Source organism: Pseudomonas pichavaramensis (assembly GCF_050473265.1).
Lineage (GTDB): Bacteria > Pseudomonadota > Gammaproteobacteria > Pseudomonadales > Pseudomonadaceae > Aquipseudomonas.
Map to the genome: position 1 here is coordinate 1 of NZ_JBJKFJ010000024.1, position 14610 is coordinate 14610.

The 14610-nt window shown below is 56.7% G+C and carries 14 protein-coding genes; 7 read left to right on the forward strand and 7 right to left on the reverse strand.

Annotation, left to right across the window (positions count from 1 at the left end):
- Window positions 1-280 precede the first annotated feature (280 nt).
- Window positions 281-424: a hypothetical protein gene (locus ACJRW5_RS24325; RefSeq protein ID WP_484573049.1), complete on the forward strand. Its 144-nt coding sequence runs from the start codon at window positions 281-283 to the stop codon at window positions 422-424.
- Window positions 425-730: 306 nt separating this feature from the next.
- The gene (locus tag ACJRW5_RS24330; RefSeq protein WP_484573050.1) at window positions 731-1420 is read left to right on the forward strand and encodes a hypothetical protein; all 690 of its coding nucleotides are present in this window, start codon (window positions 731-733) and stop codon (window positions 1418-1420) included.
- 454 nt (window positions 1421-1874) lie between these two features.
- Here ACJRW5_RS24330 and ACJRW5_RS24335 read toward each other — a convergent pair whose 3' ends face one another.
- Complete coding sequence (locus ACJRW5_RS24335; RefSeq protein WP_484573051.1) at window positions 1875-2744, reverse strand: ImmA/IrrE family metallo-endopeptidase; 870 nt, start codon at window positions 2742-2744, stop codon at window positions 1875-1877.
- Between the two features lie 14 nt (window positions 2745-2758).
- Complete coding sequence (locus ACJRW5_RS24340; protein WP_484573052.1) at window positions 2759-3130, reverse strand: helix-turn-helix domain-containing protein; 372 nt, start codon at window positions 3128-3130, stop codon at window positions 2759-2761.
- Window positions 3131-3342: 212 nt separating this feature from the next.
- On the opposite strand from ACJRW5_RS24340, the gene ACJRW5_RS24345 reads away from it, so the two are divergent.
- The 5 genes from ACJRW5_RS24345 to ACJRW5_RS24365 all read left to right on the forward strand — a co-directional run bounded on the left by ACJRW5_RS24345 (window position 3343) and on the right by ACJRW5_RS24365 (window position 8702).
- Window positions 3343-4092 (forward strand): multiubiquitin domain-containing protein, encoded by a 750-nt coding sequence (locus ACJRW5_RS24345; protein WP_484573053.1) that lies wholly within the window; start codon window positions 3343-3345, stop codon window positions 4090-4092.
- Window positions 4067-5254 (forward strand): ThiF family adenylyltransferase, encoded by a 1188-nt coding sequence (locus ACJRW5_RS24350; RefSeq protein ID WP_484573054.1) that lies wholly within the window; start codon window positions 4067-4069, stop codon window positions 5252-5254. Before ACJRW5_RS24345 ends, ACJRW5_RS24350 begins: the two co-directional genes overlap by 26 nt.
- On the forward strand, window positions 5251-5694 hold the full coding sequence (locus ACJRW5_RS24355; protein WP_484573055.1) for a ubiquitination-like system serine protease family protein: 444 nt from the start codon (window positions 5251-5253) through the stop codon (window positions 5692-5694). The genes ACJRW5_RS24350 and ACJRW5_RS24355 overlap by 4 nt, the downstream gene beginning before the upstream one ends.
- A 589-nt stretch (window positions 5695-6283) precedes the next feature.
- Window positions 6284-6451 (forward strand): hypothetical protein, encoded by a 168-nt coding sequence (locus ACJRW5_RS24360; RefSeq protein WP_484573056.1) that lies wholly within the window; start codon window positions 6284-6286, stop codon window positions 6449-6451.
- Window positions 6452-6506: 55 nt separating this feature from the next.
- The gene (locus ACJRW5_RS24365; protein ID WP_484573057.1) at window positions 6507-8702 is read left to right on the forward strand and encodes a hypothetical protein; all 2196 of its coding nucleotides are present in this window, start codon (window positions 6507-6509) and stop codon (window positions 8700-8702) included.
- A gap of 52 nt (window positions 8703-8754) precedes the next feature.
- On the opposite strand, the gene ACJRW5_RS24370 is transcribed toward ACJRW5_RS24365, so the two are convergent.
- From ACJRW5_RS24370 to glmU, 5 genes are all read right to left on the reverse strand, one after another.
- A complete protein-coding gene (locus ACJRW5_RS24370; RefSeq protein WP_484573058.1) occupies window positions 8755-9663 on the reverse strand; it encodes a TniQ family protein in 909 nt (302 codons plus the stop codon).
- Window positions 9664-9783: 120 nt separating this feature from the next.
- Window positions 9784-11634, reverse strand: coding sequence for a glutamine--fructose-6-phosphate transaminase (isomerizing) (gene glmS, locus ACJRW5_RS24375; protein ID WP_484573059.1), 1851 nt, complete (start codon window positions 11632-11634; stop codon window positions 9784-9786).
- Window positions 11635-11644: 10 nt separating this feature from the next.
- On the reverse strand, window positions 11645-12415 hold the full coding sequence (locus ACJRW5_RS24380) for a DeoR/GlpR family DNA-binding transcription regulator (RefSeq protein ID WP_484573060.1): 771 nt from the start codon (window positions 12413-12415) through the stop codon (window positions 11645-11647).
- 74 nt (window positions 12416-12489) lie between these two features.
- Window positions 12490-13101, reverse strand: a complete 612-nt coding sequence (locus ACJRW5_RS24385; protein ID WP_484573061.1) for a LysE family transporter — start codon at window positions 13099-13101, stop codon at window positions 12490-12492.
- A gap of 74 nt (window positions 13102-13175) precedes the next feature.
- A complete protein-coding gene (glmU, locus tag ACJRW5_RS24390) occupies window positions 13176-14534 on the reverse strand; it encodes a bifunctional UDP-N-acetylglucosamine diphosphorylase/glucosamine-1-phosphate N-acetyltransferase GlmU (protein WP_484573062.1) in 1359 nt (452 codons plus the stop codon).
- Between the last annotated feature and the right edge of the window lie 76 nt (window positions 14535-14610).

Sequence of the window (14610 nt, forward strand, 5' to 3'; positions counted from 1 at the left end):
ATGCCAAGGAACGCTACTCACGCACAAAGAAGCTGGTTCAGCTGATTCTCGGGTTATAGAACCGCTAAGGGCCCTTAGCCTGCAGCTCCTGACGGCCTTTAGCTGCGGCCATCCAATCCGAAGCAGGTGGCTCGCAGCAGAAAACTCGATGTCAGAGAGGTACTCGGTGAGGCGCCGTTCAGGTCGGGTTTAGAAAAATTTGGGCGAAACCCACCAAATTGTTCACTAGGCGGGGGCTATTAGAGGTAAAGCCATGAGATCTAAAAGGAGGCTCGCCCCCATGAATCCATCCGCTGAACTGTTGTTCTGGGCATTCAACATCATATTCCTGATGTGGTTTTTCCTGTGGCTTCTGTTTCGACATCCCTTACAGCTGCTGGCGATGCTGGCGTTGTTGGCACAGATGATCGACAGCAATCACTAGCAGCATGGCTACTACCAAGCCGCGAGTAAGCGCTTACGCCAGCCATCCAATCACTCGACACAGATGCAAAAAATTCTCTCGCGAATGGTCGGGGCAGCCAGGCCCATTCGTCCGGTTGCGATCAAGACTGTTGCAGCAGTAAACCTTCAGGCGTAGCGTCCCTGACTAGGCGCCCGCCTAAGTTCTGGACAGCTTGAAACAGGCACTTGCAGTACCCGCAACATCCTCGCTCTCAACCATCCGGGGTACCGGCTGTTCGACAGTGACAAAAGGTCCAGCGCGCATGAACAGCAACGGAGTCCCCAGATGAGTAACTACGCATCTCCTGCCGCCTATGCGGCCTCTAAGGCTCTTGCAACTCAAGGCCTTTCCGTCCAACGCTCCCACCTCATCGAGGTCATTGCCGCGCTGCTGGGGTACCGCACCTATGCAGCACTCGCAACGGAAGAAGCGGACACAAACCGCACCTACTACCTCGAAGATGCCGAGATCCTCGTGCTCAACAAGGCGATGGGTGAAACACGCGTCACAGAGCTCAGCCTCAGTTCGATGGTGGTCGCTGCCTGCATCGACGCTATCAAAGCCAGCGCCAAGGGCGTGAGCGTGTATGTCGGCCTGAGCGATTTCTATGATTCGCATGCCCGGCAGGCACTAGCCGAAGTGATCTATAGCGATGACGACGTCGCCGGTGCAATGGCAGAAAGCAACGCCTCATACACCGACGAGCCCTACATGGCCGATGAGTGCCTGCCAACTGCGGATCTGTGGGCAGCGATTGACGAATGGATAATCGAGGCCGATGGGGTCATGGAAGGCGAGTACGACCCCGAAGGCGATCGCATGTACAACGGACACGTCATGAATTGCCGCGGGCGACTTGTCTACGGCAAAGCCGGTCGCGCTGGACTGGTATTCCTTGACGCTAGCGGCTCGGCCGGAGCCGACGACAGCTGGCGTGACGAGGATCTAGACGAGGCCGACTACGGGCTGCTGTGACGGCGCGCGCCGGCAGAGTCACCACTCTGCCGGCATACCTTCCACTAGCGCTGGGGTGCCTAGGCCTATTCATAGGGGCGAGCAAAAGCACCAAGTTGAGTGGTTTTGAAAATGAAAAGCTCATAAATAGGAGGTCGATCTCATCGACTTCGAGCTTTCTATGTACAGAGCCCTGCACCTTCTACGCCTTGCCATCCTGGTTACCCTCGCGCTGCTCCTTCGCGCTGACAGCTACACAATGACGCCAGTTCAGAGGGGCTCCCAAGACCAGCAACACGAACGAGAAAATGCCTGCGAAGAGAGTGCGAGCGAACGTTGCGCAGGTGGATAGGCGCAACACCTATGCCGGGGCTTTCGCCCCTAGACCTAGGACGTTCCGTTGGACTCCCTTGGGAGGCGCTAGGTAAGCGGAGCCTATGGCACCATGGTTCGCTTTTTAATTCTTCTAAGGCCACTACCGATACTTAGACCAGCCCGGCCGACCATCAAGCTCTTCCAGAAGGTCATCATCGTCATTTCTCGCACGATAGCCGTTCGACACAGGGCGAGGATCGAGCTCTTCGAAATTCAAGATCGACTGGGTCTGCCTAGTTGGGGCGTGGTAGGTGGCTTGTTCGTAACAGGCGAAGCGCCGAGCATCATCACTGGTACTCCAATCAGTCCCTTCGATATCCGCCTCATGTAGGCCGCTGATGCCGGTTCTGTGCGCCTTGGCTGCGGCTGAGTGCTGGGGAAGCGAAATCCCCTTAGTGATCCACACCCTGGCATCGCGTAAGGCTTTCGAGCCTATCGAGTATTTGACCACGCCATCTTCCGCAACAACGAAAGCTAGATGGCCTTCAGCAGCCTGCACGAACTTGGACGCGATGCAGGAGCGGGAGGCCTGGAAGTGATCAGCAAGCTCTGCAAGACTTTCCAAGGAGAATTCCCGTTCCTCAGTAAACGGCCGGATCATTGCCCACGGAACTAAGCACTCGGCGGCAAAAAGGTCACATGAGACCTCTTCCGGGTGACGCCCCGTGAAGCGCTCGAGCTCGTCACCAGGCACCTTCTCGCCGTGCTTAGACGGAAGCTCAAGGACGTGGTGTGCAATCTCATGAAGGATCGTAAAACGCTGTCGAACGACGCCGTCCTTTTCGTTGACCAGAATGTGCTTCTGGCCACGCCTTTCAAAGGTGCTACCTGCTTCACCGTCGGGTAGCTCCTTACGCGAAACCTTGAACCCTAAGTGAAGCGCAAGCGCCTCAACATCCACGGGTGCCGACTTGATGCCGGTGTCCTGCAGAAGCTTTCTAGCCCGTGAGATCACGACGTTTTCGTCCATGAAGCTCCTCGTCGTTACATTTGTTGAATAAGTTCGATCCGCTTGAGCCAGGCATCCTCGGTGTTGGGGCGCTCACCTCGGAAGCTCATTGTTGCAACGTCCTCAAAATCCATCCATGGGATGTCCACCCGAGAGACCATTAGGCGGTAGAGGGAATCCTCAACCGTGACCGACTTGGCCAGCAGCTTGAACACTTCTATTTCGCGCTCATCCAACTCGAGCGCATGACTCAGGCGGTCGACGACTTCCTCAGAGGGTGCTGCTCGATCTCCCTTCTCCAACCTCCAAATGTATGCGTGATCCAAGTCGCCTGCACGTCTCTCTAATTCACGAAAACTCAGCTCCTTCCGTTCACGCATGGCAGCGATGAACCCGGCCAAATCCATTTTTTTCTCCAACCTCTTGCATTGCCCGAACGGGCGGGAGTAGTCTGTTGCCTATCCAGACAACAGCTCGCGATTCATGATCCATGATAAGCGGCTTTTTTTTGAAGTCCACTGTTGTCTGGCTGGGCAACGACCTTTGGGTCGTTTTTTAAAGGCGGCGGTGTTGCCTGCTTAGGCAACAACCCATTTTGTTCAGATACGAGGATTCACACATGAGTCAATTGAACGATTTCGAGGTTGAGGACGTGGCTGCCGCCGTCTTGGCGGGCCGCGAGGTGCGTGACCACGGCCCTTACAAAATCCAGCTCGGTAATGATGCGCTGGAGTATCGGCCCCTGGTGATCGCGGATCCTGTTCCGACCGGGCAACAGGTGTTGGAGGCGGCTGAGCTCCGCCCGGTTGACGAGTACCTGCTGTTCCAGGTGCTCACCAACGGGCATTTGGAGCTGCTTAGCCCCGGTGAGACCACTGACCTACGCCAGGCTGGCATCGAGAAGTTCCTGGCGTTCAAAAGCGACCGCACCTTCCGTTTCTTCATCGATGGACGGGCTCAGGACTGGGGTGCCCAGCGCATCTCTGGTCGCACCCTGAAGAAACTAGCCGGTGTGGACGCTCAGAAATACGACATTCTCTTGGTCATCCCAGGTGATGACGATGAGCTGATTGAAGACCGCGATCTCTTCGATTTGGCCCGACCTGGCGTCGAGCACTTCGCCGCGGTGGAAATCAACATCAAGGTGTTCGTGAACACACAACCTGTGCTCGTCCACTCGCGCAACCTCACTTACTGGGAAGTGGTGCGGCTGGCCTACCCGGAAGCGGTACCGGATCCGAACGCTCAGTTCACCGTTACGTTTGCGAAAGGCCACGATGGTAACTCCATGACCAATCTGGTCGATGGCCAACACGTCCGTATCAAGAAGGGGATGCACTTCAATGTCACACCAACTGATAAGTCGTAGTCCTCACCTCCTGCGCCTGCGTAACGAGGGGTACAACCTGGAGACCAAAGAAGGTTATCTCTTGGTTCGGGATGTGCCCTACGTGAACGCTCAGCGCCAGGTGTGCAAAGGCGTGTTGGTGATGGCGCTCAATCTGACCGCTGATGTAGCGGTCAGTCCGAGCGACCATACGGCACATTTCATTGGTGACCTCCCTTGCGATTCGCAGGGGCGCCCCCTTGAACAAATCATCAACAGCAGCAGTACTAATCAGCTTCTGCCAGATTTGGTCGTGAACCACTATTTCTCGGCCAAGCCCAAGGCGGGTAACTATGCCGATTACTACGAGAAGGTCTCGATCTACGTTTCGATTCTGAGTGGCCAGGCTCAGGCGATAGACAACGACATCACTGCCAAGACCTTTGCACCATTCCGATCCGATGCGGAGGATACGGTTTTCGCTTACACCGACACTGCGTCGGCACGCGCCGGTATCGGAGCACCCACCGCGAGGTTCAAGGGGCTGAAGGTCGCAGTGGTTGGGCTAGGCGGTACCGGAGCATACATCTTGGATCAGGTAGCCAAAACGCCAGTGGCGGAGATCCATCTATACGATGGAGATGTGCTCCAGCAGCACAATGCGTTTCGCTACCCCGGTGCTGTTTCCTTCACCGACCTTCAACGGGGAATGAAAAAGGTCGAGTATCTGAAGGAAAAGTATGGGGAGATGCACCGCAACATCAATGCCCATCCGTGCATGATCACTGCTGGAAATGTCGCTGGACTGGGGACCTTCGACTACGTGTTCCTCAGTGTCGATAACGCTACCGTGCGGGACTTGGTGGTGAAAGCACTTCGAGGTACGCGAACCTCGCTTCTTGATGTCGGCATGGGTGTACACCTAGTGGGGGATACGCAACAGGTCTGGGGGATGTGCCGCGTAACGACTCTCACGCCCGGGCATCATGAGCACGCAAATCGCACCATGCCGCTCACCGAGAACTCTGCAGAAGATGCCTATCGCTCGAACATTCAGATCGCCGACTTGAATGCACTCAACGCGGTACTCGCAGTTGGCACCTGGAAACGTCTCTGTGGGTTCTACGTTGACCAAGTCCAGGCTGACCACTTCACCTACTCGACCAACCTTAACGATATGGGCAACAGTGAGGAGCGCCCATGACCATCAAGAGACTTGTCCCTCAATTCGTTGAGAGCTTTCCGCAGAAGCTGGAGCCCGGTGAGCTGTACTTAGCAATGGAGTTCGCAACTGCAGCACACCTGTGCGCCTGTGGTTGCGGCAACAAGGTGATCACCCCGTTCTCACCAACCGATTGGCAGATGTCATTCGATGGGGAAACGGTCTCGCTCAAGCCTTCTATAGGCAACTGGTCATTCAAGTGCCGCTCTCATTACTGGGTGCGATCTGGCCGCATTGAGTGGGCCGGCGGCATGTCCCAGGCGGCGATCAATGCCGGGCGCAAGCGTGATGCCGAAGCGAAAGCACGAGCGCAATCGAGCAGGTCGGAGCAGCACGTGGTTCGTGAGCCGGCACCACAGGCCCGGGAGCAGACCGAGGTACCGTCTTTTATCGGCAAGCTCAAGAAATGGCTCGGGTTCTGATCCCTGGCAACGACCAGAGACGTATCTATATAAGGAGGGGCCCGTGCTGGAGGAAGGGGGCCTTTCAACAAACTCCCCACTCTTTCTTCTCCCTCCAAGTGGGTCGCCACCACGCTGGCTCGTAGCGTTGCAGAGGCAGAACACCATCACTTTCGCACCGTAATGGTGCAAAAGAGATGGCAAATTACACTTTAAGTGTATGATTGCCTTGTGCCATACTCGATTTATCCAATGATTTTTGCCTAGCTAGGGCACCTCTGTGATGGAGGTTTTGGCGTTTCAGTGCCTCCTAGCGGGAGATGCGTCCAGCCTTGCTTGGGAAGAGCAGAACTGTGACGGCGCTACCGTTTGGCAGATCCTGAGGCTGTATGTTCGTGAACCTTGGAGCTTTCGCTCGCTCTGAACTACAGTCGTAATGCCACTTGTCGGCTAACGAAGGGTACTGCTTGTGGAGCTTGGCGATCGGATTCAATAATCCGCGCCGCAGCCGCAAGCGCGTCTGTACGATGTTGCTGTCCAATGGGTTCAGTGGTCGCGCATTTGGATTCGCTGATGCACCTTGGAATCAATATTCTTAGAGGATGGAGCTATGACTCTGGAGCGTATGATCGAAGAGACCCGTAGGCGCAACGGTTCTCATGAAGCCAGCCTGAAGGCGGCTCGTGATCGCATGGCCGACACCAACAACCGTCTGGCACGTGAATTCGCTAAACAAGAAGTCACTGCGTCTCTGCTGGCCAAGACCTGCAGCCTTTAACCCATCTCTTCATTCAAAAGCAGCCTTATGGGCTGCTTTTTTTTGCGCGATCATAATGACTCCATATCTCATCACCAGCTTCGAGGAAGCGACGCTGGCAGCTTTGATTCATGAGCCTTATGGCTACGATCATGCTGACATTTTCGATAAACCTCAGATCACGTACATCTACAACTATCTGAAATCCTTCATGCCCGAGATTCCGAAGGATAAGAAGACAGTAGGGAGCATCCTGCTCGAGCATGAGTACATTGACCGCGATTTCCTTGAAGACTACTCACGCTTTTATCTGGGGCGCTTCGGCAACGATGGCTACAAATGCGCTCGGCTTCACTTCTTCAACTGCGATCTGACTCACAAGCGGCTTGATGCCTTGCTTGCTGGAGATGCAGGTGTGGTGTTGGCCGATGACGACGATGAGAACGCAGTGAGGACTGTAGAGCAACTGCAGTCCCACTACCTCGGCTTCATGGTGATCAAGCCTCTCACTCGGACATTCGTGGGTAAAACATGCCTGCGTGTAAGTGGTGACCGAGGTGAGGGCAAGAAAAAAATCGATAAACCCTACGATGTGAACCTCTTCGGCATCAAACTTACGATCAATTCCATTGCCTTCCAAGAGCAGGACAAGGTTGTCGCAGCTTGTGCCACAACTGCCATTTGGACGGCGCTGCATAGCTTGCCAGGCCGAGGGGTCAAGGACATCAAGTCTTGCAGCGAGATCACCACCGCTGCTTTGAATTTTGTGGATGGCTCCAGTAATGGTTTCCCGAACAAAGAGCTGACCAACAAGCAAATTCAGCGAACGCTGGATGTTGAGGGGCTGCGCTATCACAACACTAACCTCGAGCAATCAACCCAGGAGTCCTTCCGGGACTACCTCATTGCTCATATCGATAGCGACCTGCCTGTCATTTTGACCGGTACAGTATATGGCGTGGAGCCCAATGAGTCTGGAGAGCATGTAAAAGCCGGACATGCAATCACTGCTCTGGGTTACGACTTCCGAGATGCTTCAAAGTGGGTATACGTGCATGATGACCGCCTTGGCCCTTACGCACGGTCAGAAATCGTCATGGTTGAAGACTATCTCGGAACGGCTACTCCTGACGCCGCAAAAGGTCGCTGGGGGCTAGCAATGTCCATCCGTGAGGCTGATGCAACCACGTGGGTAAAGCCGCATGAGATCATCGTTCCAGACATCTCGATCATCCCGGCAGATAGAAAGACACGCATCGATTTCAAATTCGCTCACGGCACAGCAGAGCGGATCCGTGACCAAGTTATTGGATACTTGAAGGATGAAATCTGCCCTATGCTCGGCATCGATGTTCCTGCGGTCGATTACGAGGTAAAACTGGCGTCGATTGCTCGAGCTCGGGACGATGTTCGCCAGCACCGCACAAATCGAAACATCGGTGACGTCCTAGGTACGTACACCCTCGATGAAGAGCGGATGATTCGCTGGAGGAAGGAGAAGCTCGGTTTCTTGACTGGCAACCTGGCACGCCTGCAGTGGCAAATTGACGTCTACTGGAATTCAGAGCCTGCCTTCCGGGTGTTTTTGGATGCCACCGATATTCCATTGGGCAACGCGGTTTCGGGTATTTACATTCTTGACCCGATTTATGCAGATGCGATGTTGGCCGGATTCATTGGTCAGGAGAGTCAAGTCGCCGGCCTAGATGACCAGCACTTCTTCCCAGCATTCACCAGAGCCGTCAAGCAGCGCCGAGATGACTATGAAAGCCATCTCAACAGCATGTATGGTACGTTGCGTGCGCCCAACCACATTAAGGAAAACGAGGTTGCGCGTAACGGGAAGGGTACCAACCCGACCGCGAAGAAGTTCTGGGATCCTCAGCAGATCCGTTTGGTTGAGGTTCATGAGGCCTATCAAAGGGTGGCTGATGCGGCTGCCAACGACCCAGCCTCTAAGAGCAAGCTTATCTGGGCAATTGGAAAGGATGGTGTGCTTTTCATCGCCGAAGACATTCCGGCGCCTGAGGAGCTCGGCCATCCCAGTATGACAGGTATGCAGGCTGCCCGGATTGCGGGAGAAATCAAGCCCAAGAGCGGATACTGGGAGGTCAACTTCTTCTCGGGCAGATACAGTGGAGACTACGCCGATGTGGAGAAGACACAATTCCTCGCCAATGCGGTGTATAAAATTCGGTCACTTTTCCCACATGACAAGTTTGAAGCTTTCTATCCTGACGCACCTGCAAATGTCCAGGTACCAACTATTTAAGCTGCTCCGGTAGGCGATAGCAATCCGGCGTAGCCTACCACTATGGTCCTTCCTAATATGTAGCATGATAACAGGACTTGCTGATAGGGTACTTCTCTGCGCCTATTTCATCCAGTGCTAGGGACATTTCATCAAAACTACAAAACAGGCTCGCCATGTATTCGTATTCTCTCGAAAACAAATTGCTTGCCCCAGACTCTTTATTTCTTTCTATTTTTCTAAATAGCTCACTGAGCAATTTTGGCCTTAGCAGCGCGCCTAGATAGTCATAGTAATCGGCCGCAGTCCTAAGCCCTATTTTATTAATCTGATGATCAATTACTCTGTATCTATCTCGCTTATAAATCTGGAATTCGCACCTATATAAATCATCCAGAAATCTCGCAAGCCTCAAAGCTCCTGGATCATGATTAGGCTTGGCTTCGACCTGCAAAAAATCAAATCCACACTCGCACCCAACCCATTGAATATCGAGATAATTATTCTTTGTCTCATAGAGCCTTGAACACCCCCCGCACGACTCAAAAAGCTCTAGATTATGCGTACCACAGACTGTCACATCCCTCGCCTGGTGATTTCTACGCCAGTAAATAAAACCTAGGTTTTCATAATCCTCTCTTACGCAAAGAGGACAGAATCTCACGGGATCGAGACCTATATATTCCGCAAAACCAAAGTGGCTTTTCTTCCAGTATATGTACTGATCATAGCAACCAAATCTATCTACAGAGAACTCATAGCGATGATAAGTAGTATGCCTATTAAGAAGAAAATTAAATGCTTTGTGACCACCCCAGCCAATTTCATAAGTAAATATTCTGGCTTTAGATGGGGTCCAGTGGGTAAAGTTAGTAGACACCCCAAATAAGGAATCCAAGTACTTTGCCTTAGGATTCTGCAAGAAAAATACGAGCCTTGAATAAAATGAGTTCAAAGCTTCATCGGGCTGCAAGCAGAGCATAGAAAAACACTATGAGATGAACGAGGGGGCCAGGTTCGATCGTTCCGTGATCGAACCGACTTCATTGCTTAATAACCGACTTCATTCCTAAACATCACTGCCGAGGCGTTGAGAGCGGCTTTATTCCACGGTCACGCTCTTGGCCAGATTGCGCGGCTGATCGACGTCGGTACCCTTGAGTACAGCGACGTAGTAGGACAGCAGCTGCAACGGCACGGTGTAGAGGATCGGCGCCAGCAGGTCATGGATATGCGGCATGGCCACTACATGGGTGCCCTCGCCATCGCTCATGCCAGCCTGCTGGTCGGCGAAGACGATCAGCTCGCCGCCGCGTGCACGCACTTCCTGCAGGTTGGACTTGAGCTTCTCCAGCAGCTCGTTGTTCGGCGCCACGGTGACCACCGGCATGTCGGCGTCGACCAGGGCCAGCGGGCCGTGCTTGAGCTCGCCAGCCGGATAGGCTTCGGCGTGGATGTAGGAAATTTCCTTGAGCTTGAGCGCCCCTTCCATGGCCACCGGGTACTGTGCGCCACGGCCGAGGAACAGGCTGTGGTGCTTCTCGGCGAACAGCTCGGAGATTTTCTCTACGGTCTTGTCCATCGCCAGCGCTTCGCCGAGTCGGGTCGGCAGGCGACGCAGCTCTTCCACCAGTTCGGCAGTCAGCGTCTTGTCCAGGGTACCGTGCACCTGTCCTAGGGCCAGGGTCAGCAGCATCAGGCCGACCAGTTGGGTGGTGAAGGCCTTGGTCGAGGCGACGCCGATTTCCGGGCCGGCCTGGGTCAGCAGGCACAGGTCGGATTCGCGTACCAGCGAGCTGGTGCCGACGTTGCAGATCACCAGGCTGGCCAGATAACCGCCCTGCCCCGGCGCTTTCTCCTTGGCGTTGCGCAGCGCGGCCAGGGTGTCGGCGGTCTCCCCGGACTGCGACACGCTGACGAACAGGGTGTCAGGTTGCACCGCGACCTTGCGATAACGGAACTCGCTGGCGACCTCGATCTGGCAGGGAATCCCGGCCAGTTCTTCCAGCCAGTAACGGGCGACCATGCCGGCGTGGTAGCTGGTACCGCAGGCGACGATCTGCACGTTCCTGACCTTGGCGAACAGCTCGGCAGCCTGCGGGCCGAAGGCCTGTACCAGCACGTGATCACTGCCCAGACGGCCTTCCAGGGTGCGCTGCACGACTTTGGGTTGCTCGTGGATCTCCTTGAGCATGAAGTGGCGGTATTCGCCCTTGTCGGCAGCTTCGGCGCCTTCGTGGTACTGCACGGTCTCGCGTTGCACCGGTTGGCCGGCTGCATCCCAGATCTGTACCTGATCGCGACGGATCTCGGCGATATCACCTTCTTCCAGGTACATGAAACGGTCGGTGACCTGACGCAGGGCCAGCTGGTCGGAGGCGAGGAAGTTTTCGCCCAGGCCCAGACCGATCACCAACGGGCTGCCGCTACGTGCAGCGAGCAGGCGATCCGGCTGCTTGGCGCTGATCACAGCCAAACCATAGGCGCCATGCAGCTCGGGAATGGCGGCCTTGAGCGCAGCGGTCAGATCACCCAGTTGCTGCAGCTTGTGGTCGAGCAGGTGGACGATGGTCTCGGTATCGGTATCCGAGGTGAACACGTAGCCGAGGCCCTTGAGGCGCTCACGCAGCGCTTCGTGGTTCTCGATGATGCCGTTGTGCACCACCGCCAGTTCGTTACCGGAGAAGTGAGGGTGCGCATTGCGCTCGCTGGGCGCGCCGTGGGTGGCCCAACGGGTGTGAGCGATACCCAGGTGGCCAAGCAGCGGCTCATCCTGCAGGGCGGCCTGCAGTTCGCTGACCTTGCCGACCCGACGGCGACGGTCGAGCAGCCCCTGCTCGGTCAGCAGCGCCACACCGGCACTGTCGTAGCCGCGGTATTCCAGGCGCTTGAGTCCTTCAACCAGAACGGGGGTGATACTGCGTTCAGCGATGGCACCTACGATTCCACACATGTTTCTGTCCTCAGTCGTGCAGTGGCGCAAGGATCAGCTGGATGCCCCGCGCTCGAAGTTGCTCGGCCGCCTGTTGCTCCAGACGGTCATCGGTAATCAGGGTATGGACACTGCCCCAGGGCAGTTCCAGATTGGGAATACGCCGGCCGATCTTGTCGCTCTCGACCATGACGATCACTTCTCGCGCGACTTCGGCCATGACCTGGGACAGGCCCAGCAGCTCGTTGAAGGTGGTGGTGCCACGCTCCAGGTCGATGCCATCGGCACCGATGAACAGCTGGTCGAAGTCGTAGGAACGCAGCACCTGCTCGGCGACCTGGCCCTGGAAGGATTCCGAGTGCGGGTCCCAGGTGCCGCCAGTCATCAACAGTACTGGCTCATGCTCGAGCTCACGCAGCGCATTGGCCACGTTCAGCGAGTTGGTCATCACCACCAGCCCCGGCTTGTAGCCGAGCTGGGGGATCATCGCCGCCGTGGTGGTGCCGCTGTCGATGATGATTCGCGCGTGCTCGCGGATGCGCGCCACGCCTGCACGAGCGATGGCCTGCTTGTGCGGCGAGACTGGCTGCGCACCGTCACCGATCAGTTCCTGCGGCATGGGTACGGCGCCACCATAGCGACGCAGAAGCAAGCCGTTCTTCTCCAGTGCGGCGAGGTCCTTGCGAATGGTCACCTCGCTGGTCGCGAAGTGCTGCGCCAACGCGTCCACCGACACCTCCCCCTGCTCGGCAAGCAGAGCGAGAATGGTGTGACGACGTTGCGGTGTGTTGCGCTTCGACATTCGCTAAGTTTCGATTCGAAAGATAATGGCGCGAATCAAAACATAAGGTCGCAAGCTTCGCAAGCTGCCGTCGATCAGTTCAGCGTCAGCTTTACCCCGAACCCCACCAGGCACATGCCCGCCAGCTTCTCCAGACCCCAGGCGATACGTGGGTTGGCGCGCATGCGTTCAGCGAGGAAGTGGCACAAAAGCACCATCGACAGGCCGTAGGCGAAGGTCAGCAGCATCACGGTCAGTGCCATGAAGCCAAAAGTGATCAGCCCCTGATGCTGCAGCGGATCGATGAACAGCGGGAAGAAGGCCATATAGAAGACAATGGCCTTGGGGTTGAACACCGTTATCAGCAGGGTCTGCCACAGATAATGATGCGGACGAATCTGCAGGGTCGGTGCCGCCCCCGGCTTGGCCAGCAACATGCGCAGGCCGAGCCAGATCAGGTAGCCGGCGCCTAGCCACTGCACCAGGTGAAAGGCACTCGGCGTGGCCTTGAGCAGCGCCGCCACGCCGGCCACTGCCAGCCACATCAATACCTGGTCGCCGAGAATCACCCCACAGGTGGCGGCCAGACCGCCGCGGATACCGCCCTTGCCGGTAGAGAGAATCAAGGCCAGATTGCCCGGCCCCGGAATGATCAGCAGGATGATGAATGCGGCCACGAAGGCCGGGTAGTCCGTAACACCAAACACACCAACGCTCCTTGCCGAGTGAAGTTATCAACAGCCCAGAATGTCGCTGCGCACTATCCTGGGCGGAGATTGATTCACTTCTTGGTCGGCCGCTTCCATCCTTCGATATTGCGCTGCTTGGCGCGGCCCACCGCCAGGGTATCGGCCGGCACATCACTGGTGATCACCGAGCCGGCGCCGGTAGTCGAGCGATCGCCGAGATTGACCGGAGCCACCAGCGAGCTGTTGGAGCCGATGAACACATCCTCGCCCATCACCGTGCGAGACTTGTTGGCACCGTCGTAGTTGCAGGTGATGGTGCCGGCGCCGATGTTGGTCCGCGCGCCGATCTCGGCATCGCCGAGGTAGCTCAGGTGGCCGGCCTTGGCGCCCTCGCCCAGCACCGCGTTCTTCAGTTCGACGAAGTTGCCCACATGAGCCTTGGCGCCCAGTTTGCTGCCCGGACGCAGGCGCGCGAACGGCCCGCAATCGGCACCCTCGCCGACCTCGGCACCTTCCAGATGGCTGTTGGCCTTGACGATGGCGCCCTTGCGCAACACCGAGTCCTTGATCACGCAGTTGGCACCGATCTGTACGTCATCTTCGATGGTCACCTGCCCCTCGAGAATGACGTTTACGTCGATCAGCACGTCGCGGCCCACGCTGACCTCACCACGCAGATCGAAGCGCGCCGGGTCACGCAGCGTGACGCCCTGAGTCATCAGACGCCGCGCCGCGCGCTGCTGATAGTGACGCTCAAGCTGCGCGAGCTGGATACGATCATTGGCGCCCAGCACTTCCATCTCGTCGGCAGCACCTGCGGTGGCCACTACCAGGCCATCGGCCACGGCCATGGCGATCACGTCGGTGAGGTAGTACTCGCCCTGCGCGTTGCTGTTGGACAATCGCCCCAGCCATTCGGCCAAGCGCTGGCCTGGCACGGCGAGGATGCCGGTATTGCCTTCGCGGATGGCACGCTGCGCCTCGCTGGCATCCTTGTGTTCGACGATCGCCTGCACCGCACCGCTGGAGTCACGCACGATGCGTCCATAACCGGTAGGGTCCGCCAGTTCTACCGTCAGCAAGCCCAGCTGCTTGTCACTGACCAAGGCCAGCAGGCGCTCAAGAGTGGCCGTTTCGATCAGCGGCACGTCGCCGTAGAGAATCAGCACCCGCTCGGCGCTCAGCTTCGGCAACGCCTGGGCTACCGCGTGACCGGTCCCCAGTTGCTCGGCCTGAATCACGAAGCTCAGATCATCGGCCTGGAGTCGTTCGCGCACCTTCTCCGCACCATGGCCGATCACCACCTGAATACTCTGCGGTTGCAAGCTTCGTGCGGTGTCCACGACATGCCCGAGCATGGATTTACCGGCGACCGGGTGCAGCACCTTGGGCAGAGCAGAACGCATGCGAGTGCCCTGACCCGCGGCGAGGATAACGATATCGAGCGACATGAAGAGCGATTCCTTGGCGGCTACGGGCTTGCACTGCCCCGTAGAAAGTCAAACGACAGATAAAGAAAAAGGGTAG

Coding starts and splice junctions, on each gene's coding strand:
- ACJRW5_RS24325 (WP_484573049.1), top strand. CDS start 281: ATGAATCCATCCGCTGAACTGTTGTTCTGGGCATTCAACATCATATTC.
- ACJRW5_RS24330 (WP_484573050.1), top strand. CDS start 731: ATGAGTAACTACGCATCTCCTGCCGCCTATGCGGCCTCTAAGGCTCTT.
- ACJRW5_RS24335 (WP_484573051.1), bottom strand. CDS start 2,744: ATGGACGAAAACGTCGTGATCTCACGGGCTAGAAAGCTTCTGCAGGAC.
- ACJRW5_RS24340 (WP_484573052.1), bottom strand. CDS start 3,130: ATGGATTTGGCCGGGTTCATCGCTGCCATGCGTGAACGGAAGGAGCTG.
- ACJRW5_RS24345 (WP_484573053.1), top strand. CDS start 3,343: ATGAGTCAATTGAACGATTTCGAGGTTGAGGACGTGGCTGCCGCCGTC.
- ACJRW5_RS24350 (WP_484573054.1), top strand. CDS start 4,067: ATGTCACACCAACTGATAAGTCGTAGTCCTCACCTCCTGCGCCTGCGT.
- ACJRW5_RS24355 (WP_484573055.1), top strand. CDS start 5,251: ATGACCATCAAGAGACTTGTCCCTCAATTCGTTGAGAGCTTTCCGCAG.
- ACJRW5_RS24360 (WP_484573056.1), top strand. CDS start 6,284: ATGACTCTGGAGCGTATGATCGAAGAGACCCGTAGGCGCAACGGTTCT.
- ACJRW5_RS24365 (WP_484573057.1), top strand. CDS start 6,507: ATGACTCCATATCTCATCACCAGCTTCGAGGAAGCGACGCTGGCAGCT.
- ACJRW5_RS24370 (WP_484573058.1), bottom strand. CDS start 9,663: ATGCTCTGCTTGCAGCCCGATGAAGCTTTGAACTCATTTTATTCAAGG.
- glmS (WP_484573059.1), bottom strand. CDS start 11,634: ATGTGTGGAATCGTAGGTGCCATCGCTGAACGCAGTATCACCCCCGTT.
- ACJRW5_RS24380 (WP_484573060.1), bottom strand. CDS start 12,415: ATGTCGAAGCGCAACACACCGCAACGTCGTCACACCATTCTCGCTCTG.
- glmU (WP_484573062.1), bottom strand. CDS start 14,534: ATGTCGCTCGATATCGTTATCCTCGCCGCGGGTCAGGGCACTCGCATG.